At 65.1% G+C, this 24,650-nt stretch carries 23 protein-coding genes and 1 tRNA gene; 13 read left to right on the top strand and 11 right to left on the bottom strand.

Annotated elements, in window-relative coordinates; genetic code table 11:
- The gene (hrpA, locus tag QZ853_RS10860) at nt 1-4,083 is read right to left on the bottom strand and encodes an ATP-dependent RNA helicase HrpA (RefSeq protein WP_295572927.1); all 4,083 of its coding nucleotides are present in this window, start codon (nt 4,081-4,083) and stop codon (nt 1-3) included.
- An 86-nt stretch (nt 4,084-4,169) separates the two neighbouring features.
- On the opposite strand from hrpA, the gene QZ853_RS10855 reads away from it, so the two are divergent.
- The 6 genes from QZ853_RS10855 (at nt 4,170) to QZ853_RS10830 (ending at nt 11,161) form a co-directional block, all read left to right on the top strand.
- Nucleotides 4,170-4,718, top strand: a complete 549-nt coding sequence (locus QZ853_RS10855; RefSeq protein WP_006439098.1) for a Dps family protein — start codon at nt 4,170-4,172, stop codon at nt 4,716-4,718.
- Between the two features lie 570 nt (nt 4,719-5,288).
- Nucleotides 5,289-7,094, top strand: a complete 1,806-nt coding sequence (gene recQ / locus QZ853_RS10850; protein WP_295572925.1) for a DNA helicase RecQ — start codon at nt 5,289-5,291, stop codon at nt 7,092-7,094.
- A gap of 196 nt (nt 7,095-7,290) precedes the next feature.
- Nucleotides 7,291-7,674, top strand: coding sequence for a CopL family metal-binding regulatory protein (locus tag QZ853_RS10845; RefSeq protein WP_295572922.1), 384 nt, complete (start codon nt 7,291-7,293; stop codon nt 7,672-7,674).
- A gap of 74 nt (nt 7,675-7,748) precedes the next feature.
- The gene (locus QZ853_RS10840) at nt 7,749-9,560 is read left to right on the top strand and encodes a copper resistance system multicopper oxidase (RefSeq protein ID WP_295572919.1); all 1,812 of its coding nucleotides are present in this window, start codon (nt 7,749-7,751) and stop codon (nt 9,558-9,560) included.
- Nucleotides 9,557-10,567: a copper resistance protein B gene (locus QZ853_RS10835; RefSeq protein ID WP_295572917.1), complete on the top strand. Its 1,011-nt coding sequence runs from the start codon at nt 9,557-9,559 to the stop codon at nt 10,565-10,567. The genes QZ853_RS10840 and QZ853_RS10835 overlap by 4 nt, the downstream gene beginning before the upstream one ends.
- A gap of 81 nt (nt 10,568-10,648) precedes the next feature.
- Entirely contained in the window at nt 10,649-11,161 is a 513-nt protein-coding gene (locus QZ853_RS10830) for a GNAT family N-acetyltransferase (protein ID WP_295572915.1), read from the top strand.
- Between the two features lie 54 nt (nt 11,162-11,215).
- Here the strand turns inward: QZ853_RS10830 and QZ853_RS10825 are convergent, their stop codons facing one another.
- Nucleotides 11,216-11,536, bottom strand: a complete 321-nt coding sequence (locus tag QZ853_RS10825; RefSeq protein WP_295572912.1) for a zf-TFIIB domain-containing protein — start codon at nt 11,534-11,536, stop codon at nt 11,216-11,218.
- Nucleotides 11,537-11,686: 150 nt separating this feature from the next.
- Here QZ853_RS10825 and QZ853_RS10820 point away from each other — a divergent pair, with 150 nt between their 5' ends.
- Together QZ853_RS10820 and QZ853_RS10815 are read left to right on the top strand one after the other, a co-directional pair.
- On the top strand, nt 11,687-12,469 hold the full coding sequence (locus QZ853_RS10820; protein ID WP_295572910.1) for a CPBP family glutamic-type intramembrane protease: 783 nt from the start codon (nt 11,687-11,689) through the stop codon (nt 12,467-12,469).
- A 92-nt stretch (nt 12,470-12,561) separates the two neighbouring features.
- A complete protein-coding gene (locus QZ853_RS10815; RefSeq protein WP_057496965.1) occupies nt 12,562-12,984 on the top strand; it encodes a response regulator in 423 nt (140 codons plus the stop codon).
- 28 nt (nt 12,985-13,012) lie between these two features.
- Here QZ853_RS10815 and QZ853_RS10810 read toward each other — a convergent pair whose 3' ends face one another.
- The 3 genes from QZ853_RS10810 to QZ853_RS10800 all read right to left on the bottom strand — a co-directional run bounded on the left by QZ853_RS10810 (nt 13,013) and on the right by QZ853_RS10800 (nt 15,375).
- Nucleotides 13,013-13,951, bottom strand: a complete 939-nt coding sequence (locus QZ853_RS10810) for an alpha/beta hydrolase-fold protein (RefSeq protein WP_295572908.1) — start codon at nt 13,949-13,951, stop codon at nt 13,013-13,015.
- Nucleotides 13,952-14,033: 82 nt separating this feature from the next.
- Nucleotides 14,034-14,885 carry an alpha/beta hydrolase-fold protein gene (locus QZ853_RS10805; protein ID WP_295572905.1) on the bottom strand — a complete coding sequence of 284 codons (852 nt, stop codon included), beginning with the start codon at nt 14,883-14,885 and terminating at the stop codon, nt 14,034-14,036.
- 193 nt (nt 14,886-15,078) lie between these two features.
- Nucleotides 15,079-15,375 carry a hypothetical protein gene (locus tag QZ853_RS10800; RefSeq protein ID WP_295572902.1) on the bottom strand — a complete coding sequence of 99 codons (297 nt, stop codon included), beginning with the start codon at nt 15,373-15,375 and terminating at the stop codon, nt 15,079-15,081.
- Nucleotides 15,376-15,640: 265 nt separating this feature from the next.
- Here QZ853_RS10800 and QZ853_RS10795 point away from each other — a divergent pair, with 265 nt between their 5' ends.
- Nucleotides 15,641-15,997: a hypothetical protein gene (locus tag QZ853_RS10795; RefSeq protein ID WP_295572900.1), complete on the top strand. Its 357-nt coding sequence runs from the start codon at nt 15,641-15,643 to the stop codon at nt 15,995-15,997.
- Nucleotides 15,998-16,080: 83 nt separating this feature from the next.
- Entirely contained in the window at nt 16,081-16,398 is a 318-nt protein-coding gene (locus QZ853_RS10790) for a hypothetical protein (protein WP_295572897.1), read from the top strand.
- Between the two features lie 244 nt (nt 16,399-16,642).
- Here QZ853_RS10790 and QZ853_RS10785 read toward each other — a convergent pair whose 3' ends face one another.
- Nucleotides 16,643-17,155: a hypothetical protein gene (locus tag QZ853_RS10785; RefSeq protein ID WP_295572894.1), complete on the bottom strand. Its 513-nt coding sequence runs from the start codon at nt 17,153-17,155 to the stop codon at nt 16,643-16,645.
- Nucleotides 17,156-17,366: 211 nt separating this feature from the next.
- On the opposite strand from QZ853_RS10785, the gene QZ853_RS10780 reads away from it, so the two are divergent.
- The gene (locus QZ853_RS10780) at nt 17,367-17,588 is read left to right on the top strand and encodes a hypothetical protein (protein WP_295572891.1); all 222 of its coding nucleotides are present in this window, start codon (nt 17,367-17,369) and stop codon (nt 17,586-17,588) included.
- 690 nt (nt 17,589-18,278) lie between these two features.
- Here the strand turns inward: QZ853_RS10780 and QZ853_RS10775 are convergent.
- Nucleotides 18,279-18,764 carry a hypothetical protein gene (locus QZ853_RS10775; RefSeq protein WP_295572888.1) on the bottom strand — a complete coding sequence of 162 codons (486 nt, stop codon included), beginning with the start codon at nt 18,762-18,764 and terminating at the stop codon, nt 18,279-18,281.
- A 98-nt stretch (nt 18,765-18,862) separates the two neighbouring features.
- Nucleotides 18,863-19,908, bottom strand: a protein-coding gene (locus QZ853_RS10770) for an IS3 family transposase (RefSeq protein ID WP_295573478.1) whose coding sequence is annotated in 2 segments (ribosomal slippage) — nt 18,863-19,710 and nt 19,710-19,908 — 1,047 coding nt in all. Because the reading frame shifts where the segments join, the coding sequence is not laid out codon by codon here.
- Nucleotides 19,909-20,576: 668 nt separating this feature from the next.
- Here QZ853_RS10770 and QZ853_RS10760 point away from each other — a divergent pair.
- Nucleotides 20,577-20,981, top strand: coding sequence for a hypothetical protein (locus tag QZ853_RS10760; protein ID WP_295572886.1), 405 nt, complete (start codon nt 20,577-20,579; stop codon nt 20,979-20,981).
- A gap of 465 nt (nt 20,982-21,446) precedes the next feature.
- Here the strand turns inward: QZ853_RS10760 and QZ853_RS10755 are convergent, their stop codons facing one another.
- Both QZ853_RS10755 and QZ853_RS10750 read right to left on the bottom strand, forming a co-directional pair.
- The gene (locus QZ853_RS10755) at nt 21,447-22,277 is read right to left on the bottom strand and encodes a hypothetical protein (protein WP_295572883.1); all 831 of its coding nucleotides are present in this window, start codon (nt 22,275-22,277) and stop codon (nt 21,447-21,449) included.
- A 419-nt stretch (nt 22,278-22,696) separates the two neighbouring features.
- A tRNA-Lys gene (locus QZ853_RS10750) sits at nt 22,697-22,772 on the bottom strand.
- 179 nt (nt 22,773-22,951) lie between these two features.
- On the opposite strand from QZ853_RS10750, the gene QZ853_RS10745 reads away from it, so the two are divergent.
- Entirely contained in the window at nt 22,952-23,905 is a 954-nt protein-coding gene (locus QZ853_RS10745; protein WP_295572880.1) for a DUF2268 domain-containing putative Zn-dependent protease, read from the top strand.
- 73 nt (nt 23,906-23,978) lie between these two features.
- On the opposite strand, the gene queC is transcribed toward QZ853_RS10745, so the two are convergent.
- Nucleotides 23,979-24,644, bottom strand: a complete 666-nt coding sequence (queC, locus tag QZ853_RS10740; protein ID WP_005410745.1) for a 7-cyano-7-deazaguanine synthase QueC — start codon at nt 24,642-24,644, stop codon at nt 23,979-23,981.
- Nucleotides 24,645-24,650: the final 6 nt, after the last annotated feature.

Raw genomic sequence — 24,650 nt, 5'->3', positions numbered from 1 at the left:
TCACGCCTGGCGCAATGCACTCACCCGCTGCGCCAGCTTCTTCGCCGAAATGCCGGTGCGTGCGCCCAGTTCCTGCGCGAACAGCGACACCCGCAGCTCTTCCAGATCCCAGCGCAAGGCCTGCCACTGCGGCCGCTCGCGCAGGCCCTGCTGCTCGCCCACCTGCAGTGCCTCCAGGAACGGATGCAGTTCCAGCATGCGCGCCTGGTCGCGGGGCGGATCGCGCTTGGCGCGTTCGGTGCGCAGGATCATCGCCTTCAGGTAGCGCGGATACTGCGCCAGCGCATCAGCCGGTGTATCGCGCAGGAAACCAGGGTGGATCAGCCCGGCCAGCTGCGCTTCCATGTCATCCAGGTTGCCGCGCGCCCAGCCCATCAGCGGCGCTTCCAGCAGCGGCTTCAACTCTGCTACCAGCGCCAGGATGCTCTCGGCCAGCTTCAGCCGCGACATCGCCTCACCGAACAGCGCCTTGGCCGCATGCTCGCGGCGCTGTTCGAACGCCTGCGCATCGCGGATCTCATCCAGGCCCTCGACCAGCACCGCATTCATTGCCGCGTCGACCAGATCGCCACGCAGGCGCTCCTGCGATTCGATCGCCGCGTACAGCAGGCCGGTCTTCGCACCGACCGGCAACTGCTTGCGGGCCTGCTTGACCTTCTCGGCCAGGGCAATTTCCAGCAAGCGGCGCACACCCAGCGGATGAGCCTCCTGTGCCTGCTGGCGGTCGGCGAAGATACGCAGCGCCACGCTGTCGCCCTCATCCAGCAGCGCCGGGTAGGCCGGCACACCGGCCTCGCCGGGCACCTGCAGCGGAATCGGCGTGGCCGGGAAGGTGCGCAGGCCGTCGGCCGCCATCTCGCGCCCGGCACGCGCCGCGAAGGCATCACCTGCACGGCCGCCGAATTTCGCACGCAGCGCATCGAGGTCACGCGAGGTCGCCAGCACCTTGCCGTGCTCGTCGCGCAGGCGCAGGTTCATGTGCAGGTGCGGCTCGATCGCACCGGGCTCGAAATCGAGCGCGGTCACCGTTGCACCAGTCGCGCGCGAGAGGAAACGCGCCAGCTCGCCGGTGATGGCATCGGCACTGGGCTGCGGGAATGCCTCGAAGAACGCACGACCGAAGTCGGGCGCCGGCACGTAGTTGCGGCGCATCGCCTTGGGCAGGCTGCGGATCAGTGCCGAGGCCTTGTCGGCGACGAAGCCCGGCGCCAGCCAGCCCAGCTGCACCGGGTCCAGCGCATTGAGCAGGTGCAGCGGCACGTCCAGGGTCACGCCGTCATCATCGGCACCCGGCTCGAAGCGGTAGTGCAGTGGCAGGCGCGCCTGGCCCAGGGGCAGATACTTCGGGTAGCGTTCCTGCTCGCTGCCCTCACCCGGCAAGAGATCGACCAGCGACCAGTGCAGGGTCTTGCGCTGTTCCGGTGCCAGGCCCTTCCACCAGGTATCCAGGCCCGCCGCCGAGTGGATCTGCGGCGGTACCCGGTCCAGGTACCAGCGTGCCTGCCAGTCCTCGTCGGCAACAATGCCGGCGCGACGCAGCTTCGCTTCTTCCTCGCGGGCGATCTCCAGCACCTTCTGGTTGTCGGCCACGAAACTGGCGCGGGTGTTGATCTCGCCAGTCACCAGCGCCTGGCGCACGAAGATGTCATGCGCTTCGCCCGGCTCGATGCGGCCGTAGTGCACTGGCTTTTTCGGTGCCAGCACCAGGCCAAACAGGCTGATCTGCTCGGAGGCCAGCACCTGACCCTGCGCGCGCGACCAGTGCGGGTCGAAGTGCTTGCGCAGCAGCAGGTGCGGCAGCTCGGCGATCACCCAGTCCGGCTCGATCGCGGCCAGGGTCATGCCCCACACCTTCTGCGTATCCAGCAGGTTGGCCACCAGCAGCCACGGCGGCGGCCGCTTTGACAGCGCCGAACCCGGGAATGGCAGGAAGCGACGCTGGCGCGGCGCCTGGAAATCGCCCTTCTCGGTGCGGTGGCCGATCTGCGTCGGTAGGCCCGCCACCAGCGCCCGATGCAGGGTCTGGTAGGCGGCCGCGCGCACGCGCTCACTGAAACCGCCACCCACCGGTGCCTGTTCCTTCTGTGCACGCACGGCCACTGGCGCCGACGCTGCTTCGGCCTTGCCCTCGCGGGCCAGGCGCGCGGCACGGTGCAGCTGGCCACGGGTGGCTTTCACTGCGGCGGCATCATCACGCGCCGGGACCGGTGCACTGCTGCCAGCCAGCAGCGGTGCCATCGAGGCATCACTGGCTTCTTCCTTCCAGCCCAGCTCCTCGCACAGCAGGCGCAGCTGGCGGTGCAGCTCGCGCCACTCGCGCATGCGCAGGAAACCGAGGAAATGACGGCCGCACCAGTCGCGCAGCTTGGATTGGGTCAGGTCTTCGTGCGCCTGACGGTAGGCGTCCCACAGGCGCAGCACGCCGACGAACTCGGAACGGCTGTCCGCAAACTGCGCATGCGCGCTGTCGGCCGCACCGCGCGCTTCGGGTGGGCGTTCGCGCGGATCCTGGATGCCCAGGAACGAGGCGATCACCAGCATCGGCCGCAGGCAGCCGGCGGCCTGCGCGGCCACCAGCATGCGCGCCAGCTTCACGTCCACCGGCAGGCGTGCCATCTGCTTGCCGATGGTGGTCATGCGCCGCTCGGCGTCGATCGCACCCAGTTCGGTCAGCTGCTGCCAGCCGTCGGCCACTGCACGCTCGTCCGGCGCTTCCAGGAACGGAAACTCCTCGATGCGGCCCAAGCCCAACTGCAGCATTCGCAGGATCACCCCGGCCAGGCTGGAGCGGCGGATTTCCGGATCGGTGAACTCCGGCCGCGCCTGGAAATCGGCCTCGGCGTACAGGCGGTAGCAGATGCCCTCGGCAATACGGCCACAGCGACCCTTGCGCTGGTTGGCGCTGGCCTGCGAGATCGGCTCGATGTGCAGGCGGTCCAGCTTGTTGCGCGGGCTGTAGCGCTTGACGCGGGCGAAGCCCGGATCGACCACGTAGCGGATGCGCGGCACCGTCAGCGAGGTTTCGGCCACGTTGGTGGCCAGCACGATGCGCCGGTTCGGGCCGGGGTTGAACACGCGGTCCTGGTCCTGGTTGGACAGGCGCGCGTACAGCGGCAGCACCTCGGTATTTCGGTACTTGCGGCGCTCCAGCGACTGGTGCGCATCGCGGATCTCGCGTTCGCCCGGCAGGAAGATCAGCACGTCGCCGCGCGAATCAAGACGGGTGATCTCGTCGATGGCCGACACGATGGCATCGTTGACCGTGCGCTCGCCCTGGTCTTCGCCCTCGCCTTCCAGCGCGCGGTAGCGCACTTCCACCGGGTAGGTACGGCCTTCAACGCTGATCACCGGCGCATTGTCGAAATGCTGGGCGAAGCGCTCGGTGTCGATGGTGGCCGAGGTCACGATCAGCTTCAGGTCCGGACGCTTGCGCAACAGCTGCTTCAGGTAGCCCAGCAGGAAGTCGATGTTGAGGCTGCGTTCGTGCGCTTCGTCGACGATGATCGTGTCGTAGTTCGACAGCCAGCGGTCGCTGGCGATCTCCGCCAGCAGGATGCCGTCGGTCATGAACTTGATGCGGCTGTCGTCACTGACCTTGTCGTTGAAGCGCACCTGGTAGCCGACCAGCTGGCCCAGTTCGCTCTGCAGTTCCTGCGCCACGCGGCTGGCCACCGCACGTGCGGCAATCCGTCGCGGCTGGGTGCAGCCGATCATGCCGGCCTGGCCACGGCCTGCGGCCAGGCACAGTTTCGGCAGCTGGGTGGTCTTGCCCGAGCCGGTTTCACCGGCGATCACCACCACCTGATGATCGCGGATCAGCTCGATGATCGCGTCGGCTTCACGCGCAATCGGCAGCTGCGGGTCCAGAGTAATGGACGGCTGCTGTTGCGCCCGCGCCTGCCGGCGCTGCACCGACGCCTGCAAGGCCTGCTCGAAGGTGGCGGCCAGTGCCGCATCCTGTGGCTTGGCCTGGCACCGCGAGAGCATTCCCAGCAAACGGCCCCGGTCGCGGCTCATGGCGCCGTTGATGGCGGCGCGCTGTTGGCGCAGGCGGGGCGATGGATTTTTATCGATAGAGTTCATCAATCGGTTCGTTCAAGACTTTGAAAGCGACCAGTCATCACGACCGGTTTATTGTGAAGGCCAACGATTCCACAAGGAGGAACCCCATGGCGAAGACCAAGAGCACGACCAAGGCCAAGACCGGCAAGCAGAAGCTTGCAGCGGCGGCACCGTCGGCGCCGAACATCGATATCGGGATCACCCAGGGCGACCGCAAGAAGATCGCCGACGGTCTGTCGCGCTTCCAGGCTGATGCGTTCACGCTCTACCTGAAGACGCACAACTTCCACTGGAACGTGACCGGGTCGATGTTCAACTCGCTGCACACCATGTTCGAAACGCAGTACACCGAGCAGTGGGCGGCACTGGACGACGTGGCCGAGCGCATCCGCGCGCTGGGCTTCAATGCCCCGGGCTCCTACCGGGAATTCGCTGCGCTGACCTCGATCGCCGAGGAACCGGGCCTGACCGACAGTGCGGACTGGCGTGAAATGGTACGCCAGTTGGTGGTCGCCAACGAAGCGGTCTGCCGTACGGCACGTGAAGTGCTGGACGTGGCCGCCAAGGGTGACGACGCCCCGACCGAGGATCTGATGACCCAGCGCCTGCAGACCCACGAGAAGTACGCCTGGATGCTGCGTTCCCTGCTCCAGTAAGGGTTTTTTGGGGGGGCGGCAGGGCTGCGCCCTGCACCCGCAGAGGCCCAGGCAACGGCAACTGCCACAGCGACGGCCGAAGCAAAAGCTGGCTTCCTGTGGGGTTGGCGGGGTGGGTCCGGTTGCGGGGGACGCCGTGAATCCGTCCATGGAGGCTCGGTCGCGCCATCCATGGCGCTCACGCCCCCGCAACCGGCCCCACCCCGCCTTCGACAGTTTCCCGCGGCCTGCCTGCCCTTGTAGAGCCGAGCCATGCTCGACTCTTTTCGTTTCGATCTCGAAATATTCGATTTCGATGGATTTTGATCCACGCATCGCGTGGATGGCCCCACCGTCACTGGCGATCTGTCGGGGGTGGGGCGGTGTGGGCTTGCAGGACGGTTGGCGCCATGGATGGCGCCATCGAGCCCCCATGGATGGGTTTACGGCGTGTCCTGCAAGCCCACACCGCCGTGCCCAGCCAGCAGACAGCCCAGAGCAGGCTGTCGCCTTTGACGTTGACGTTGCTCTGACTCGTAGCAGGTGCAGGGCGCAGCCCTGCCGACTCCCCCGCCGGGGTAAACTAGCCGGATGGCTTCCCGTCCCGCGCACGACCTGCTCCAACGCGTCTTTGGTTACGACGATTTCCGTGGTCCGCAGCAGGACATCGTGGAGCACGTGGCTGCCGGACATGACGCACTCGTCCTCATGCCCACTGGCGGCGGCAAGTCGCTGTGCTACCAGGTGCCAGCCCTGCTCCGTGACGGTTGCGGCATCGTCATCTCGCCGCTGATCGCGCTGATGCAGGACCAGGTCGAGGCTCTGCGCCAGCTGGGTGTGCGCGCCGAGTACCTGAATTCGACCCTGGACGCCGAAACCGCCGGCCGCGTCGAGCGCGAACTGCTCGCCGGCGAGCTGGACATGCTCTATGTCGCGCCCGAGCGCCTGCTGACCGGCCGCTTCCTGTCGCTGCTGTCGCGCAGCCACATCGCCCTGTTCGCGATCGACGAAGCGCACTGCGTGTCGCAGTGGGGCCACGATTTCCGCCCCGAATACCGCCAGCTGACCGTCCTGCACGAGCGCTGGCCGGACATTCCGCGCATCGCCCTCACCGCCACCGCCGACCCGCCCACCCAGCGCGAGATCGCCGAGCGCCTGGACCTGGCCGAGGCCCGCCACTTCGTCAGCTCGTTCGACCGCCCCAACATCCGCTACACCGTGGTGCAGAAGGACAATGCCCGCAAGCAGCTGACCGATTTCCTGCGCGGCCACCGTGGCGAGGCCGGCATCGTCTACTGCATGTCGCGGCGCAAGGTCGAGGAAACCGCCGAATTCCTCTGCGGCCAGGGCTTCAATGCCCTGCCCTACCACGCCGGCCTGCCGCCGGAAGTGCGCGCGAACAACCAGCGCCGCTTCCTGCGCGAGGACGGCATCGTCATGTGCGCCACCATCGCCTTCGGCATGGGCATCGACAAGCCGGACGTGCGCTTCGTCGCGCATACCGACCTGCCCAAGTCGATGGAAGGCTACTACCAGGAAACCGGCCGCGCCGGCCGCGATGGCGAAGCCGCCGAGGCCTGGCTGTGCTACGGGCTGGGCGACGTGGTGCTGCTCAAGCAGATGATCGAGCAGTCCGAAGCCAGCGAAGAGCGCAAGCAGCTGGAGCGGTCCAAGCTCGACCACCTGCTGGGCTACTGCGAATCCATGCAGTGCCGCCGCCAGGTGCTGCTGGCCGGCTTCGGCGAGACCTATCCCCGGCCCTGCGGCAACTGCGACAACTGCCTGACCCCGCCCGCCGCCTGGGATGCCACCATCCCCGCGCAGAAGGCGCTGAGCTGCGTCTACCGCAGCGGCCAGCGCTTCGGCGTCGGCCACCTGATCGACATCCTGCGCGGCAGCGAGAACGAGAAGATCAAGCAGCAGGGCCACGACAAGCTCAGCACCTATGCGATCGGCCGCGACCTCGATGCGCGCACCTGGCGCAGCGTGTTCCGCCAGCTGGTCGCCGCCAGCCTGCTGGAAGTGGACAGCGAGGGCCACGGTGGCCTGCGCCTGACCGATGCCAGCCGCGACGTGCTGACCGGCCGCCGCCAGATCAGCATGCGCCGTGATCCGGCCAGCGGCAGCAGCGGGCGCGAGCGCAGTACCCAGCGCACCGGCCTGTCGGTGCTGCCGCAGGATCTGGCCCTGTTCAACGCCCTGCGCGGCCTGCGCGCCGAACTGGCGCGCGAGCAGAACGTGCCGGCCTTCGTGATCTTCCACGACAGCACCCTGCGCAACATCGCCGAACAGCGCCCGACCAGCCTGGATGAACTGGCACGGGTCGGCGGCATCGGCGGCACCAAGCTGAGCCGCTACGGCCCGCGCCTGGTGGAGATCGTGCGCGAAGAGGGCTGACGGTAACGCGGTGCCGCGCTGCGCGCCCGCCTGGCATGCCCCCAACGGCGCGCGGGCACCCACGAGCCCACGCTCGGCCGCTGTTCGCGCAGAAGCAGCCGAGCGTGGGCCCGGCTCCACATGGGTGCCGCTCCAATCTTGAACCGTCCATTCAGCAAGAAGTGCATCCGCGCGCACTTGCGGCTAAATTGACGCCATGTCCCTCGCCTCGACCCTGCTCCGCGTCGTGCTCATGCTCAGCCTGTTGCTCAACGGGCTGAACGCGGCCATGGCCAGCGGACACGAGGACATGGGCCGGATGGCACACGCGGTTGCGGCCAGCGTTGAGGGCGGCGATGCCGACTGCCATCACCACGCTGGCATGCAGGCCGATGAAGCCCCGCAGGCCAAGGCACCCGCGCACGACGCCCACTGCCAGATCAAGGACTGCGTGCGCAGCTGCGCGCAGCACCCGCTGCTGGTGGTGCAGCCGTTGCCGCACCTGACGGGCCCGGGCCTGTCGCTGGTCCCCCAGCCGATGCCGGCCACTGGCCGCCCGGCGCCGCCGATGCCGCCGATTTCGCGCCCTCCCATCGGCTGATTCCCCATGCACTGTGCGCGCTGCGCACCGGAGCCGGCGGCCTGCCGGCGTTTTTCCGTGTCTGGAGTCACCTCATGAATACCCGCATTCCCCCCGGCCCGGGCGCCCCGCCCCTGCCGTCGCGTCGCCTGTTCGTCCAAGGCCTGGCTGCCGGCGGCGTGGTTGCCGGCATCGCCGCCGTCGGCGTGCCGCAGCGCGCGCTGGCCGCCGCCCGCGCCACCCCGCGCCTGGCCGGCGCCCCTGCCGTACTCAGCGATACCCGCCTGGAACTGTCCATCGGCGAATCGCTGGCCAACTTCACCGGCCGCACGCGCCCGGCGATCACCGTCAACGGATCGCTGCCGGCACCGATCCTGCGCTGGCGCGAAGGCCAGACCGTGGATCTGTTCGTGCGCAACACGCTCGATCGCCACCCGACCTCGATCCATTGGCACGGCATCCTGCTGCCGGCCAACATGGACGGCGTGCCCGGCCTGAGTTTCAACGGCATCGGCCCCGGCGAGACCTACCACTACCACTTCGACCTCAAGCAGTCGGGCACCTACTGGTATCACAGTCACTCCATGTTCCAGGAGCAGGCCGGCCTGTACGGCGCGCTGATCATCGACCCGGCCGAACCGGCGCCGTACCACCACGACCGCGAACACGTGATCCTGCTGTCGGACTGGACCGACATGGATCCGGGCGCGCTGTTCCGGCGCATGAAGAAGCTCGCCGAGCACGACAACTACTACAAGCGCACCCTGCCGGACTTCCTGCGTGACGTGAAGCGCGACGGCTGGTCTGCCGCGCTGTCCGACCGCGGCATGTGGGGCCGGATGCGGATGACGCCCACCGATATATCCGACATCAATGCGCACACCTACACCTACCTGATGAACGGCACCGCCCCGGCCGGCAACTGGACCGGGCTGTTCCGCAGCGGCGAGAAGGTGCTGCTGCGCTTCATCAACGGCGCCTCGATGACCTACTTCGATGTGCGCATCCCCGGCCTGAAGATGACCGTGGTGGCCGCCGACGGCCAGTACATCCATCCGGTCAGCATCGACGAGTTCCGCATCGCCCCGGCCGAAACCTACGACGTGCTGGTCGAACCCAGCGGCCAGGACGCGTTCACCATCTTCTGCCAGGACATGGGCCGCACCGGCTTTGCCGCCGGCACGCTGGCGGTACGCCACGGCCTGCAGGCGCCGATCCCTGCACGCGACCCGCGCCCGCTGCTGACGATGAGCGACATGGGTCATGACATGGGCGCGGGTGGCCATGGTGGCCACGGCATGGCCGCGATGAAGGGCATGGAAGGCGGCTGCGGCGCCAGCATGGGACACGGTGCGCACGGCGGCGGTGATGCCGCCAGCAAGGCGCCAAAGCACCCGGCCAGCGAGCGCAACAATCCGCTGGTGGACATGCAGAGCTCGGCCACCGAGCCGAAGCTGGACGACCCCGGCATCGGCCTGCGCGAGAACGGCCGCCAGGTGCTGACCTACGGCGCGATGCGCAGCCTTTTCAAAGACCCGGATGGTCGCGAGCCCAGCCGCGAAGTCGAGTTGCACCTGACCGGTCACATGGAGAAATTCTCCTGGTCGTTCGACGGGATCCCTTTCGCCAGCGCCGAGCCACTTCGGCTGAACTACGGCGAGCGCATGCGCATCGTGCTGGTCAACGACACCATGATGCAGCACCCGATCCACCTGCACGGCGTGTGGAGCGACCTGGAAAACGCGCGGGAGGAATTCCAGGTCCGCAAGCACACCATCGACATGCCACCCGGCACCCGCCGCAGCTACCGCGTGCGCGCCGATGCCCTCGGCCGCTGGGCCTACCACTGCCATCTGCTGTACCACATGGAAGCGGGCATGATGCGCGAAGTGAGGATCGAAGAATGAGGCGCTCACTGTTTTCCCCCAGCCTGCTGGCGCTGGGCCTGGCCACCGCACTGCCGGTGTTCGCGCAATCGCATGCCGGGCATGACATGGGCACGATGGACGTGCCGGCGAAGACTGCGACGTCCGCGATCGAACCGGTCGATCATTCGCAGATGGATCATTCGAAGATGGACCACTCGACCATGGATCACTCGAAGATGGAACACGGCGCGATGCAGCCGGCGGCGATGGACCATTCCGCGATGGATCATTCAACGATGGACCACGCCGCCATGGGTCACGGCGCGCCCGCGCCGACCGAACCACGCGAGCCGATCCCGGTCCCGACCGACGCCGACCGCGCCGCCGCCTTCCCGCCGATCGCGCATGGCGCGATGGAGCACGCGCCGGAGATCAACAGCCTGCTGCTGATCGACCGGCTTGAGCATTGGGATGGCAAGAGCAGCAACGGCCAGGCCTGGGAAGCCACCGGCTGGATCGGCGGCAACATCAACCGCCTGTGGCTGCGCACCGATGGTGAACGCAGCCAGGGCCGCACCGAGTCGTCATCGCTGGAGGCCCTGTACGGCCGTAGCGTGTCGCCGTGGTGGGACGTGCTGGTCGGCGTGCGCCAGGACTTCCGCCCCGCCGACTCGCGCACCTGGGCGGCAATCGGCATCCAGGGCCTGGCGCCGTACAAGTTCGAAAGTTCGGCCACGCTGTACATGGGCTCCGGTGGCCAGGTGCTGGCCAAGGCCGAAGTCGAGTACGACGTGCTGCTGACCAACCGCCTGATCCTGCAGCCGCTGCTGGAAGCCACCGTCGCGGCCAAGGATGAACCGGAGTACGGCATCGGCCGCGGCCTGAACAAGGTCGAAGCCGGATTGCGGCTGCGCTATGAGTTCAGCCGCCGCTTTGCTCCGTACATCGGCATCAGCCACGAACGCAGTTTCGGCGACACCGCCGACTACGGCGCTGACCACGCGCGCGACACGCGCTGGGTGGCCGGCGTGCGGATGTGGTTCTGAGCAGCGGATCGTGAGCAACCGCCAGCCCCGGCAACCACCGGGGCCGGCTACACTGCGCCTCGTTCCATTGCAGGCCCCGCCATGTCGCTGCAGATCCGCCGCGCCACCCTTGCCGACGTCGACGCGTTGTCGGCCACCGCCATCGCCACCTACAACGAAACCTGGGGCGACTCGTATCCGCCGCAGGAACTGCACGATTTCCTGCAGGCGCACTACAGCAGCGAACCGCAGCGCATCGAACTGTCCGACCCACGCAGTGCCATCTGGCTGCTGATGGACGGCGACGCCGTGGTCGGCTACCTGGCCGCCGGTGCCAACACCCTGCCGCATGCCGAGGCCCGCGAGGGCGACATTGAACTGAAGCGTTTCTACATCCTGGCCGACTACCAGAACGGCGGCCACGGCGCGCGCCTGATGCAGGCGTTCATGGAGTGGCTGGACCAACCGCAGCGCCGCACCCTGTGGGTGGGCGTATGGGAAGAAAACTTCGGCGCGCAGCGCTTCTACGCACGCTATGGCTGCAGCAAAGTGGGCGAGTACGACTTCATCGTCGGCGACACCCGCGATCGCGAGTTCATCCTGCGCCGGCCGTGATCATGCGGCCCCCGTAGCGTCGAGCGTGGCTCGACGCTACAAAGAGCGAAGCGGCTAGAAGTCGAACAGCTCTGACAGGAAGCTGTCCTTCTTCTTTTTCTTGTAGCTGTGACCGTACTGCTGGCCACGGTTGTCCTCGTAGCGCTGGCCCAGATGGCGGGTGTCACGGTGCATCACCGGCGGCGGCGCGGCAGCTGGCTGCGACTGCACCGCGGCGGGCGGCGGTACCGCTGCACCCGCGCCGGCGCGCTCGATGATCTTGTCCAGCTCGCCACGATCCAGCCACACACCGCGACAGCTTGGGCAATAGTCGATCTCGATGCCATGGCGCTCGGCCATCTGCAGGGTCTGGGTCTTGCACACGGGGCACAGCATCGGCATTGCTCCTGTCAGTCTGGCATCGACTGTACCTGCACCGCGATGACTGTGCGGCAACGCATGACCGATGGCACAGGGACTTCCGGCGCGTGCCGGCGTCCCTCGCCACCTTTCACACTGCACGCTGGTTCCGCAGGGAGTGCGCGCATGACCATTCTTTCCCGTCTGGCCAACGCCGTGCGATGGGTGCTGGCGCTGCTCGGCGTCGGCGTTGGCCTGAATCTGCGCGATATCGCGGTGGCCGCAGGCACGCCGATTCCCGCCTTGCCCATTGCCTATGGCGGCAGCCTGCTCGACAACGCACTGGCCGTGCTGCTGGCCCTGCTGCTGGCCGCGCTGCTGCGTCCACGCGGGATGGGTCTGATGGCCAGCCTGGGGCTGCACAGCAACGGCTGGCGTGGCCCGATGTGGGTGCTGCTGGCCAGCCTGCCGTGCTGGCTGGGCTTGGCGCTACTGGGCACGCCCAACACCGCACTGACCGCCCTGGATGCAACGATGCTCGCCGGGCTGTTCCCACTGGCCGAAGAAGTGCTGTTCCGCGGCCTCGGTTTCGTACTGCTGGTGAAGCTCATTCGTGGCCCATGGGCCGTGCTGGCACTGCCGCAGGCGCTGCTGTTCGGCTGGGTGCACTGGCTGGGCTTCGGCGGCTTCGACGGTGGCGGGACCGCCCTGTTCGTCGGCGCGGTGATTGCCCTGGGCGGCTTCATCTTCGCCTGGCTGGATCACCTGGACGGCGACACCCTGTGGTGTGGCCTGGTGCTGCACGTATCGATGAACCTGGCCTGGAATGTATTCAGCCTGGATGACACCGTCGCGCTCGGCTGGCAGGCCACCAACCTGCGCATCGGCACCGCGCTGCTGGCCGTGGCGGTGCTGGCCGTGGCGGTGCTGGCCTGGCAGGTACGCCGGCGACGCCCACGCCCGCTGTAACGCCCGCTTAGCCTGGCGTGCACGCCGGGATCACCCCCGGCTTGCGCATACTTGCGCGCCTTTTCATTGCTGCTTTCCGGAGCTGTAGCGTCATGTTGCTGTCCAAGCGCCACGTTGAACCCCGCGTCCTGCTGATCGAGGACGCCGAGGAAACCCGCGAGCTGAGCCGTCTTGCGCTGGAAAGCCAGGCCTGCCACGTGGTGGGCGTGAGCTCCGCCGAAGCAGCATTGGGCCTGCTGGCCGCTGGAGAGCGTTTCGACCTGCTGTTCACTGACGTCAACCTGGGTGCGATCAGCGGTATTGAAGCTGCCAACCAGGTACGCGGACTGTACCCGCACCTGCCGATCCTGGTGACCTCGGGCATGGACCAGCACCAGGTGTTGCCGCAGCTGCGCGACGGCATCCATTTCCTGCCCAAGCCCTACAACATGAGCGAGCTTCTGGATGCCATCCGGCTGTGCTTCCGGCATGCCGATGTCGGCGTATTGACCGGGCCGGATGCGCAGGCGGCGTGAGGCATTCATCCGCGGATGGCGTCCACCATCAACCGCTGCTGTAGGGCCCGGTACCCGGGAAAACCCTCAGCAGCGCGCGGGTGATCATGTCGGGGTAGACGGTGAAGTGATCCTCATCATCAATCACCATGTCCTCCACCTTCAACGATCGCCCGCTGCTGCGCAGCTGCTCGGCGAAGTCGGCGTTGTGGCGCAGCATGTCGTTGCGGGTGAAATAGCGTGGTTCAGGCTTGACCGTCTCGAAGCTGCCCACTGACAGCACCACCGTGGTCGGCTGCGCCGGTGCCTTGGCCTCGGCCTGCATGCGCGGCACCCGATGGTCGTCGAACCACAGCGACGGACTGGACAGGATGTAGGTGCGGAACATGTCCGGGCGCGTGGTCAGCACATAGGCGCCGAACAGGCCGCCATAGGAATGCCCCGCATAGGCACGCCGAGCCGGATCAGTGCGGTAACGCGCATCGATCATCGGCAGCACCTGCTCGGCGAGGAAATCGCGGTAGTGCGCTGCGCCGCCGTAGCTGACGTCATCACTGTAGTCACGCGGATCGGTACGCGCCGGGTCGCTGGGCGTGTAATCCCGCGAACGGCTCTGCTTGGACGTCAGGCCCTCCTGCGGCGGCAGCCCGACCAGGATGAAATCCTCCAGGTTGACACCCTTCTGGCCCACCAGGTTGCGCACGCTGCGCACCAGCGGGAAGCTGTACAACGCATCGGTCACGTACAGCACCGGATAGCGCTTTTCCGGATGTGCGGCGTAGTCGGCCGGCAACGCCACCCAGACCGGGTAATCGCGGCCGACCGGATCGTGCACGCGCAGCGCTTCGGTGTCCGGCAGTACCACGCCCGACACGGCGGCGGCCGCGCTTTCCTTCGCTTCACTCTGCGCTGCCGGCGGCGCCACCGACATCGCACAGCCACTCACGGCCAGGCAGGCCGCCACACTCCATCCACGCACACGCTGCATCCACACGCTCCCGTTGCGGACGGCGCACCCGATGGCGCCGCTGCCGCATCCTTGCATGGTGCGCAAGCCGCTGCCAGTGCGGTCAGGGCGAGGCCGGCGGCGGCGCGGGGAACAGCGTGCGCAGCGCCTGCAACGCGGCCGGATGATAGATCGTGGCGTGGGTTTCCTCCGGCAGCGGAAGGTACTTCACCAGCGGGGACGGCGACGCCTGCTCCAGCAGCGTTGCCAGCTGCGCAGCAGAGGCCGCCAACTCCGGCTGACCACTGCTGGCCAGGAACACGCGCGGCTGTGCGCGCGTCACTGCCGGCAGCTGCTTGGTCGCGCCCGCCAGCATGGTGCCCCGGTTCCACCACAGGCTGGGGTCCAGCGCGATGTAGCTGTTGAACAGCGTCGGTTCCTGCAGCAGCGTTTCGACCACGAACAGCCCGGCCAGCGACTCGCCGATCAACGCGCGCTCGTCGGTGGTCGGGTAACGCTGGCGCACCTGTGGCATCAGTTCATCGCGCAGGAACGCGCGGTAGGCCGCCGAACCACCGATGCGCGGCGCGATCTTCTGGTCCTGCGGGTCCTTGCTGGGGCTGGTCATGTCGCGGCGGCGCTCGGTGTTCTCGATGCCGACCAGCAGGAACGGGCGCATGCTGCCGTTGCCGGTCAGTACCTGCACCAGCCCGGCCACATGCAGGAAGTCCTCGCCGATGCCACCGTCGGGCATGTAGAGCACCGGCAGCGGCGCCTTCGGGTCCAGGCCCCACGGCTGCGGGCGGTAGACATTGATGCGGCGGGTCTCGCCCAGCGTTTTCGATTCGATGGTGAAGGTTTCGCCGATGACCAGCGGCGTGGCCGGCGTTGTCTGCGCGGACGGCGCCGGTTCGGCGGCCATCAGTGGCGTGGTGGAGACAGCGGACAACAACAGCGACAGCACGATGAGGCGCATGGGGAAAACCCATCCTGGGAAAGAGACCGAGGATACCGCCCTGCCGCAGGCATTGGCGGCTTCGGCATGCTTACCACCCCTGCGAAATGCGTAGATCCACGCCAAGCGCGGATGGACCACTGTAGAGCCGAGCCCACGCTCGGCTAGGCATTGGCGCGAACCGCAGCCGAGCATGGCTCGGCTCTACAACACCTCACCCAGGCGCGGAAGTCAGCCCCATGGTCGTCGCAAATGCACCCATTTTCGAGGGCATGATTCGCTGGCCAAGCAACCAACTCATGCAAAAGTGACGCCCACGTTCCATGCGAATGCTCACGACTTGCTCGCCGCCATCAGCAGATTTCGACATTTTCCAACGCGATTGACTGAGCACTAGAACGAACACGTCGCGTGCTGTCGCTTGCTGCATCAGATGTGTCTGCGCCACCATCGCCGCGCGCCTTGGTTCCGCATTTCTCTTCGGAGAATCCTCATTGAAATCCAAGCGCATGCGTAAACACCATGCAGCGCCACCGACAACGGGTGGCACCGGGCCTGCAAGCCCGCAATGACATTCACGCTGTTGTTTGCGCTCACCCGCCGACGCTGTCTCTGGACCGTGCCGGCGGGTGATCCGTCGGCCTTCATGGCGGGCGGTGCGTGGGGGTCTTCGGGCCCGCCGGTTACTGCGTGATGTCATTCCGGCTTGCAGCCACGCATCGCCCGCCACCCGTCCTGCGCGGTGGCACGCCCACTCCAGAGCCGAGGAAGCCGAGATGACCGACCGTCCGCCCTATGCTTCATACGCCGCCAGCATCAACGATGACGACGACAACCCTTCGCCCGAACTGAGCACGTTTCTGGGCTGCCTCAAACGCATCCGCGCGGGCGAAGGCGCCGATGGCTTGCCCTGGCCTGAAACGAACGTTTCCACAGGGCGCGGGGTTGCCCTGTCGCGGGTGGAACGGGCCGCCATCGGCATGCTGACCGTAGCGGAAATGCTGCACGCCGCCGACCGCTGCCGGGCCATGGCCACGCCGGACCGGCATCTGGATGCCGGCGTGGTTGAAGGGCTGTTCTTTGCCTGCCGCAGTCTGGCCGAGCTGGTGTGTCGGGACGTGCGGCCGGAGTAGCATCACCCTGTACCGCAAACCGGGCCATACTGGGGCCGGACCGGCCGGTACCGGGTCCCATCGAAACCTACAAGGAGGTTTGTATGTTGAATGTCGTGATCGTTGCCGCGCTGGCTGGCGGCCCCGCTGCATCCGTACCGTATGCCGATTGCCTGCTGGGCAATATCCAGCCCGGGCTGTCCGATCATGCTGTGCAGCTCGTACAGCAGGCCTGTGCCGCGAAGCACCCCGACAGTTTCCTGGCGTCGCTGGAACTGGAGCGCACCTACAGCGTCCAGCGGCAGGCGCGGTTCGATGCGGATCGTGCCGCGGCGGAGCGGGCCGCCAACGCCGCAGCCTCTGCCGCACAGGCAGCGGCGGAGCGCGACACGGCGCGAGCGCAGGGTGCCAAGGCCAAGTAGGAGTTGGCACAAGCAACAAAAAAGGCACCGCTTGGCGGTGCCTTTTTGAATGACTTGGATCATTGATGCAATGGTGGGCCGTGAAGGATTCGAACCTTCGACCAAAAGATTAAAAGTCACGGGACAACCATAGATCCTTCAACGCCTTACGCGTCTATCTGTTCCGCATAGAAGATCAAAACGAGCACTTCAAAGTCTTGCGGCACAAGGGGTTAGGGAATTTTGCGGAACGATCTTGGTCCGCTTAAACACCCCGCCGCATCTGCTGCAGCCCTGCCCTCACCCACGCCTTAGTGCGGGCGTTCCTCGCTCGGGGTTTCGTCTCTGCTGGCGGCTTGCGCGGTTCGAGTGCCGTCTTGATTCGCTCGACCTCCTTCGCTCCGGCTTCGGCTAGGCGCCGAGCCTGTTGCTGCTGCTCGCGGGTTGGCGGCAAGCCAGGCAGCGCGGGCTGAGGCTGGATCGGGGTGCTGTCGGTCAGCCGGGCGACCGCCTGACGCAGGGGCAGATCAGGATAGAGCTTGGCCGCGCACCAGCGCTCAGCGTACCGCTTCGCCTGCCGGACGTTGGCGGCGCGCGCCTCCTTCACCTGCCACATCTTCTGGCCTTCCATCCAAAGGCGCACCCCGGGGCCGCCGTCGGGCGTGACGCTGGCCGTCTCGCGGCCGTTGTACCAGAGCGCCCAGCGCTCACCCGTCTGGACCCAGCCAGAGGGTGGCGGTGCTGAGCGGAAACCTTGGTAGCCGTGCGAGTGAAGCATGGCCGGAGGGATACGGTTGGCCGTCTCAATCGCTGCGATTCGCCCAATAGTCCGCCTTAACCGCTCAGACCTCCCTCGAAATGCCCCTCCAAGCGGCTCCGTCGGTAATTCCCTACAGAGGCATGAGCAATTTTCCTATTGCTAACTTCCAAGTCCGTTGAGACTTTCCGGTTGCCCACCGGGCATTCATCAACTTGACAATGGAGTGATCATGAAGATCCAAAGTGTCTTGCTTGGTTTGATCGTTGCTGCCGCTGGAGCGGCCGGAACTGTAGGCATTGCGCCCGTCGCCAATGCCGCTTCCTTCCACACTTCGTGCGTCCCCACCGGCGGCGGCATGGCTCGCTGCACTCAGACCTTCTGTCATGAAGGAGCGTGCGTAGTAACTGACACCTGGACGCAACCGATGCGCGAAGTCATCGAGTTCCAGTGACGTGCATGCGCAGACGCATTTGCCGCTGCGCTCCTCAACGAAGTGCTGCATCAGAGCTGGGACAATGTCACAGAACTCTATTTGACAGTGGTTAACCGCATCTGGCAAATCCGGCTTGGAAGTTCCAGAACGGGGACGATGTGCCAAACACGCGCGAGTGAACCTTACATGCAGCCCAGGCGATGCGCGCAATTTCTACATATGGAGGTGTATCAGTGAAAGCAGTGAATTTGTTTCTACTGGCTTTATCGCTCACAGCCATCAGCACCAGCGCAAGCGCTGCCCGCTACAAAGCGAGCAACTACATCTACTTTGACGCCAACGGCTCGCCAATAGGGCAGACAGCCTCATACTGCAATGGTGTGCAATGGTCGGGAGGCAACACGACGTCTTCCATTTTCCTAAAGATCACTACGGGATGCGGAGCCACCGAATTCTGCCCGCCTGAAGACGATCAGTGTCACGTGGGCGTAGACAACACTCTATCCATCATCCTGGCAGGCAACCCGCCCTTCACACGACAAGAGGCATGTACCCTGATCGGCTCTTCCCCGTGTCAATCCATGGCGCCAGAACTCCTATGGAACTACGGATGGACGCCCGTAAGAACCAAGTAACAGATTGACTGATGTGCGCTGCGGTCCTTGGCTAGGCCGCAGCGCACAGCTCGACCTTGATAGGCCAATGCACTCAGATGGTGCCAAGGTCCTTCACCACCGCCTGCCCCTGCTGGAGGACTCCGATCAGTAGACGGCCGCCGGCGACCCGCCGGCCCATCTGCTCATTGAGGTGGCTGGCCTGCAGACGCGCGTGGGCCATGAGATCAGCCTGAGCCATGCTCGGCGTCACCGCCTGTAGCGGTTCGCTTGGCGACGCGAGCTGGCCCCCGATCGGTTGAACCCGGGTCGGGCGCCGACTGTCGCTCTTGGCATATCCGGTTGCCATCATTCGCCCGTTCTTTGGCGACCAACCACCCAGCACCAGCTCGGTCCCGAGCTGTTCGAGCGGCAGGCCGGCTTCGGCCGCTGCCTTCTCGTAGTTTGGCCAGAGCTGGTCCACCACCAAGCCCAGCTCAGCGGACAGCTGCTCCATTGTGAAGTCCGCGCGGAAACTGGCCTGCAGAGCCAGCTCGTAGATGCGAAGGAAGAACTGGGTGGAACCGCGAGTGGCCAGCACCAGGTTGTGCTGAGGGATCAGCAGCAGCTTCGCGCCGGCAGAATGCGCTCCTGTTTGGGCATCCTCCGACGTCCCCCCGTCCTCAGTAGCGGTCGGGTTTAGAGTCCGGTGCTGATCTTATCCCTCTTGCCAGCCAACTGCGCGGGGTATTGGGCGGGCGTCAGTCCGCCAAGTGCTCGTTTAGGCCTTTCCTCGTTGTAGTCGCGCCGCCAGCTTTCGATACTGGTTCTGGCATGGAGCAACGTCGGGAACCAGTGCTCGTTCAGACATTCATCGCGTAGCCGCCCGTTGAAGGACTCAACGTAAGCGTTTTGGTTCGGCTTGCCCGGCTCGATCAGGCGCAGGGCAATTCTCTTCTCGTGAGCCCACCCCACCATCGCTTTTCCACAGAACTCCTTGCCGTTGTCTGTCCTGATCACCTGCGGCAGACCGCGTTGAACGGCCAATCTGTCCAGCACCCTGGCAACGCCCTGCCCGGAAATAGCCCGTTCCACCTCGATGGCCACGGCCTCGTGGGTGGCGTCGTCCACGATGGTCAGGCACTTGATTACTCGGCCTTCCGCGGTGCGGTCGAACACGAAATCTATCGACCACACCTGATTGGCGGCGGACGGGCGCAGCAAAGGCTGACGCTCACCGACAGGTACCTTCTTGCGCTTCCTGCGACGCACCTGCAGACCTGCTTGCTGATAAAGGCGCTCCACGCGCTTGTAATTCACGACATGCCCCTTCTGTCGCAATTTCAGATGGATCATGCCCATGCCGTAACGTCGATGCCTGTGTGCCAGTGCAGCGATCTGCTCGCGCAGTTCAACGTTGTGGTCCGGCCTGGGCTCGTAACGCAGCGCGCTGGCGCTCATGCGTGCAACCACCAACGCGCGCCGCTCGCTCAGCCCTTTCTCGACCATGCTCCGCACCAGCAACCTGCGTGCCGGTGCGGTCACCACTTTTTTCGCAACGCATCCTTGATTACGTCGTTCTCGAAAACCTGCTCGGCCAGCAGCTTCTTCAGGCGTAAGTTCTCCGCTTCCAGGTCCTTGAGCCGCTTGGCGTCGGGCACGCTCATCCCACCGAACTTGCTGCGCCACAGGTTGTACGAGGCCTCACTGAAGCCATGCTGGCGGCATAGGTCCTTGATCGGCATGCCCGCCTCGGCCTCGCGCAGGAAGCCGATGATCTGTTCTTCGGAAAAGCGCTTCTTCACGTCCAATCTCCTTGTCGTTGAGGATTGGACTCCAAACCGTCGCGCTACTCAATCTCGGGGGGACGTCGGAGAAGCCGCTAGCCCTGTCCCGAGACTCAATGACGTTCAACGAGAACGACTGCGCATGCCCTAATCCTCTCTTAACCGGGTTCTTCACCCTGGGCTTCGAGTCGACCTGAAGCCTACGAATCTCCAACGCCGCCTTGATCCACTCCTCGTCCTCGTTGTCAGCTTCGGCCAGACGACGCGCTTGTTGCTACTGCTCCCGGGTGGGCGACAGGCCGGGCAACGGCGGTTCTGGCAGGATCGAGGTGCTGTATGTCAGCTTGGCGACAGCCTCACGCAGAGGCAGAAGGGGATAGAGCCTGGCCGCGCACGACCACTCGCCATACCGCTTCGCCTGCCGGGCGTTCGCAGCGCGCACTTCCTTCACCTGCCACATCTTCCGGCCTTCCATCCTCAGGCGCCGCCCCAGGGGGGCCGCCGTCAGGAGTGACGCTGGTCGTCTCCCGGCTGTTGTACCGAAGCAACCAGCGCTCATCCGTCTGGACCCAGACAGAAGGAAAATGGGCGCGGTGCAGAATCCTTGGTAACGTCGGGAGGGACGCATGGCCGCAGGCACCCGTGACGATTACGAGTCAGCGCGGAGCGTGCTGATCAACTATCCCGCCAACCTTGGCGTGCCATTCGGCAAGCTTCAGGCGGCAAAGCTGCGCAACTACAATTTCCATGATCTGATCGACAAGATCGAATCCGCAAGCACGCCTACGAAAGCGAGTATGGTGCTGCGCTACTGGCGCTTGGTGTTCCGTTTGACGCTTGACCGGGGAATCATTAATCACGATCCCGTCCAGGGACTCGAACAGGCAAAAGTGCATAAGCGCCGGCGCCTTCTTACCAATGCAGCCTATGCATCGCCTAGGAGCGCTCCATGCGAACGGCGAGGACTGAGGGCTCGGCACCACCCCATCTTTGGATGGTCATGGTGCTCTCTGCAGACTGCGCGAAATTGAGACGCTCACGCTGAACGAGGCGCAAGGCACGACTGAAGGGCTGCACACCAACCGCCGTAAACGCAGCCGCGACAATCTGGTGGAGTGGCTCTCGCGACTACGAAGCGAATGGGATGCTGCAATCGCGCGCCGTGAGGTCATCATTGAACTCCACAGCATGCCAGTCCATCTGCGCGCCGAAGAGCGCCACCCGTTCCTTGCTTAGCACGGCGAACCTCCGCAGAAAACCAGCTTGGACAGCACTTTGCAGCGATTCATCCAACTTTCAATAAGCGCGGCGATCATTACGGCCTAGGAGCGCTTCAGCCTGCACGACCTCAAACGCAAGGGCCTTACCGATACAGCGGGTAATCGAGCGGATCGCCAAGATGCACTTGGGGTTAGCAATGCCATGATGAAAACTTATGACAGAACTTTCAGCAGGTAAATCCTTCGTCTCTTGATTCAACCAAAGAACTGAAGACCCTAAGTAGCAATCCGCCTTTCACGCGTGATAAATATGGCCTGACCAAGAACCTGCATGCCAGTTGCCCCGCCCACGAAAAGAGAAACGACGAGCCATCTTGGATACGCCGCCATGGCTTCGAGGAATGCTTCTTGAACCAGGAACGCAAACGCTATGGCTGTAACGAAGGAGAGCACAAGTGCGGCGGCCGGCCTAGGAGCTGCACGCATCTCACTATCGCGAAAAAACGTTCCGTTAACTCCCAGCGCCGTCAGCATGCCTGAACAGAGAATTAGCCCTATGCCAAGAAGATATCGCATACCGGGAATCTTGGCATCTGAAGACGACTTTTCGGCAACGCTGATCGATCGCAAGTCCGCTATGCGCCCCTCGGCTATGAAAGACGGCGATCCGCCTGCTGAGATTACTCCGACCTGAAATCTATCTCCGGAGTTCAAAAGGGCCGGAACAATTTCGATGCTGTCGGAGTGGAGTCGCGTCCGCGGCTTCAGTGCATCGGGCTCAGCGCTAATCACCTCTGCGCTCACGATAACGCCCTTTTTTAATCTGATCTGCAAGGGTTCTTCGACCGACTCAGCCAATATCGCGCGCGACCCCGAATTTTCCACCTCTATCACAGAGTAATGAGGCTGCTGCACCTGCTTACCGTCAATCGATAAACTGACCTGGGGAGCAAACCCGTCTGGCACTGCTGGATTCAGATTTGCCTTTGACACAACGGTTACTGAAAGCTCCGAGGTCTCCCGTTGCCACAACGGTACTGCAACAGCAAGGATCACAGTGATTGCTGTTCCTACCACACCCGCGAGCGAGATCCACTTGGATTCCATGCCTTACCCCATTACTCGTGCGATAGCTAGAAATCTTCAAGCCCCATCGTCTTCGTGATGAGACTCATCGGCCGTTCTAGATCGTCAATACGACGATTATCTGAGCCATCCTGGCTCGAGAGCTTCTTTCAACAGCTCGTCCCAGTCGCTCCAAGAGAGGGCAAGCGAGATCCCGCGATGACAAAGATTGATCTTCAGAGCGGGACTTAGAAGCCCCGCCAACGAGTGCCTTTACCCCTCCAAAGGCAATTTCGACACTGGCTCGCAACCGCGCTAGCCGATAGCGTCCTACTCGATCAGCAGCCGAAGAATACCTAACGAGTGGCCAAATTTCCGCAGGCTGTAGACGAGTATTGCAGACGCAATTGCGGAGCCGACGAAAAAAGCGCCACAAGGGCGCTTTAAGTCATTGATCGCAATGGTGGGCCGTGAAGGATTCGAACCTTCGACCAAAAGATTAAAAGTCTTCTGCTCTACCGACTGAGCTAACGGCCCATTGCACTGCCCCAGCCTTTCGGCGGGGTGGGCATTCTACCCTACTTTGGCCGGTCGCGTGAAACCCTGGTGTGCCGAGGTTGCCGGCCAGCGGCCGGCACTAGCCCGATCTGGGCTGTGGGCCTAAACCATTCGGGCCATCGGCGCATCCCATCTGTGATCCTTTCCCGGAGCCACGGATGCGCCTGATCGTCAGCCTGCTTGCCGCCCTGCTGCCCTGCACCGCCCTGGCCGCCCCATCCCAGGTCGTTACCGACGACATCGCCCGCTTCTGGGCCACCTACGATGCGGTCCGCGCCGAACCCGATCCCGAGCGCCGCGTGGCGCTGGTGCAGCAGCGTTACATCGATCCGGGCAGCCCCGGACTGCATGCGCTGATGCAGGTGCGCCACTACACCGCCCGCGAGTACGCAGAGGCCATGCAGGCGTGGCCGCGCTTCTGGACCTCGGTGCGGCCGCTGACCGCCAACGCACAGCAGGCCAGTGCCACGCTGGAGCGCGATCTGGCCGCTTTCCGTGCGCTTTACCCGGCGCTGCGACCGGCCACCATCACCTACGCAGTGGGTGTGCTGCGCACCGGCGGCACCACGCTGGGCGACAAGGTACTGATCGGGGCGGAGATGGCGCTGGGCGACGCGCGCGTGGACGTGAGCGAGCTGCCGGAGAGAATGCGCGGGCGCCTGCGGATCTTCTACGACAGCCGGCCAGGTGCGAACAACGCGCAGAACAACCTGCACGAATACGTGCACACGCAGCAGCGCGAGACCACCGGCAGCCTGGCCCAGTATGCGGTGCGCGAGGGTGTGGCCGAGTATGTGGCCGAGCGGCTGAGCGGGCGTCGGCCGGCATTGCCGCTATACACCTACGGGCCCGCGCACGAGGCGGATATCCGCGCACGCTTCATTGCCGAGATGGACGGGGCCGACCTCGACAACTGGCTGTACAACAACGCCGGCAATGCGTTCGGGGTGAGTGATGTGGGGTACTACGCCGGGTATCGCATCGCGCAGGAGTACATGCGGCAGCAGCCGGATGAGAAGGCGGGGATCGCGCGGATGATCGAGCTGGACTATGACGATGCCGAGGCGGTGCGGGTGTTTATTGAAGCGTCGGGGTGGTTGCGGCAACGGTAGCGCCGGGCCGTGCCCGGCGCTCAGTGCCAACCACGGTTGGCACCTACCATGGGGACATCGCCCCCCCATCACCTCAGGCGTACAGCGTCGGATCCGGCACGCCGGCTTCGGCGAAGCCCTGCGCGCGCAGGCGGCAGGCGTCGCAGTGGCCGCAGGCGGCACCGTTGGCGTCGGCGTTGTAGCAGGACACGGTCAGGCCGAAGTCCACGCCCAGGCGCACGCCTTCGCTGACGATCTGGCCCTTGCTGAGGAACTGCAGCGGGGCATGCACCTTGATGCCCGCCCCTTCCACGCCCGACTTGGTGGCCAGGTTGGCCAGCGCCTGGAACGCGGCTACGAACTCGGGACGGCAGTCCGGGTAGCCGGAGTAGTCCACGGCGTTGACGCCGCAGAAGATGTCGTTGGCGCCGAGCACTTCGGCCCAGCCCAAGGCCAGCGACAGCATGATGGTGTTGCGCGCCGGCACGTAGGTGACCGGGATGCCGGCACCGCCGGCCTCGGGCACGTCGATGTCGTCAGTCAGTGCCGAGCCGCCGATGCTGCGCAGGTCCACGTCCACGGTCTTGTGCGCGACCACGCCCTGGGCCTTGGCCACGCGGGCGGCGGCGTCCAGTTCGGAGGTGTGGCGCTGGCCGTAGCGCACGCTCAGGGCATGCACGGCGAAGCCCTGTTCCTGGGCCATGGCGATGACGGCGGCTGAATCCATGCCGCCGGAGAGAAGCACGACTGCCTTCTTCATGGGTAA

This window comes from uncultured Stenotrophomonas sp., from assembly GCF_913778665.1.
Taxonomy (GTDB): Bacteria; Pseudomonadota; Gammaproteobacteria; order Xanthomonadales; family Xanthomonadaceae; genus Stenotrophomonas.
This window is presented reverse-complemented; position numbering and strand designations above follow the sequence as displayed.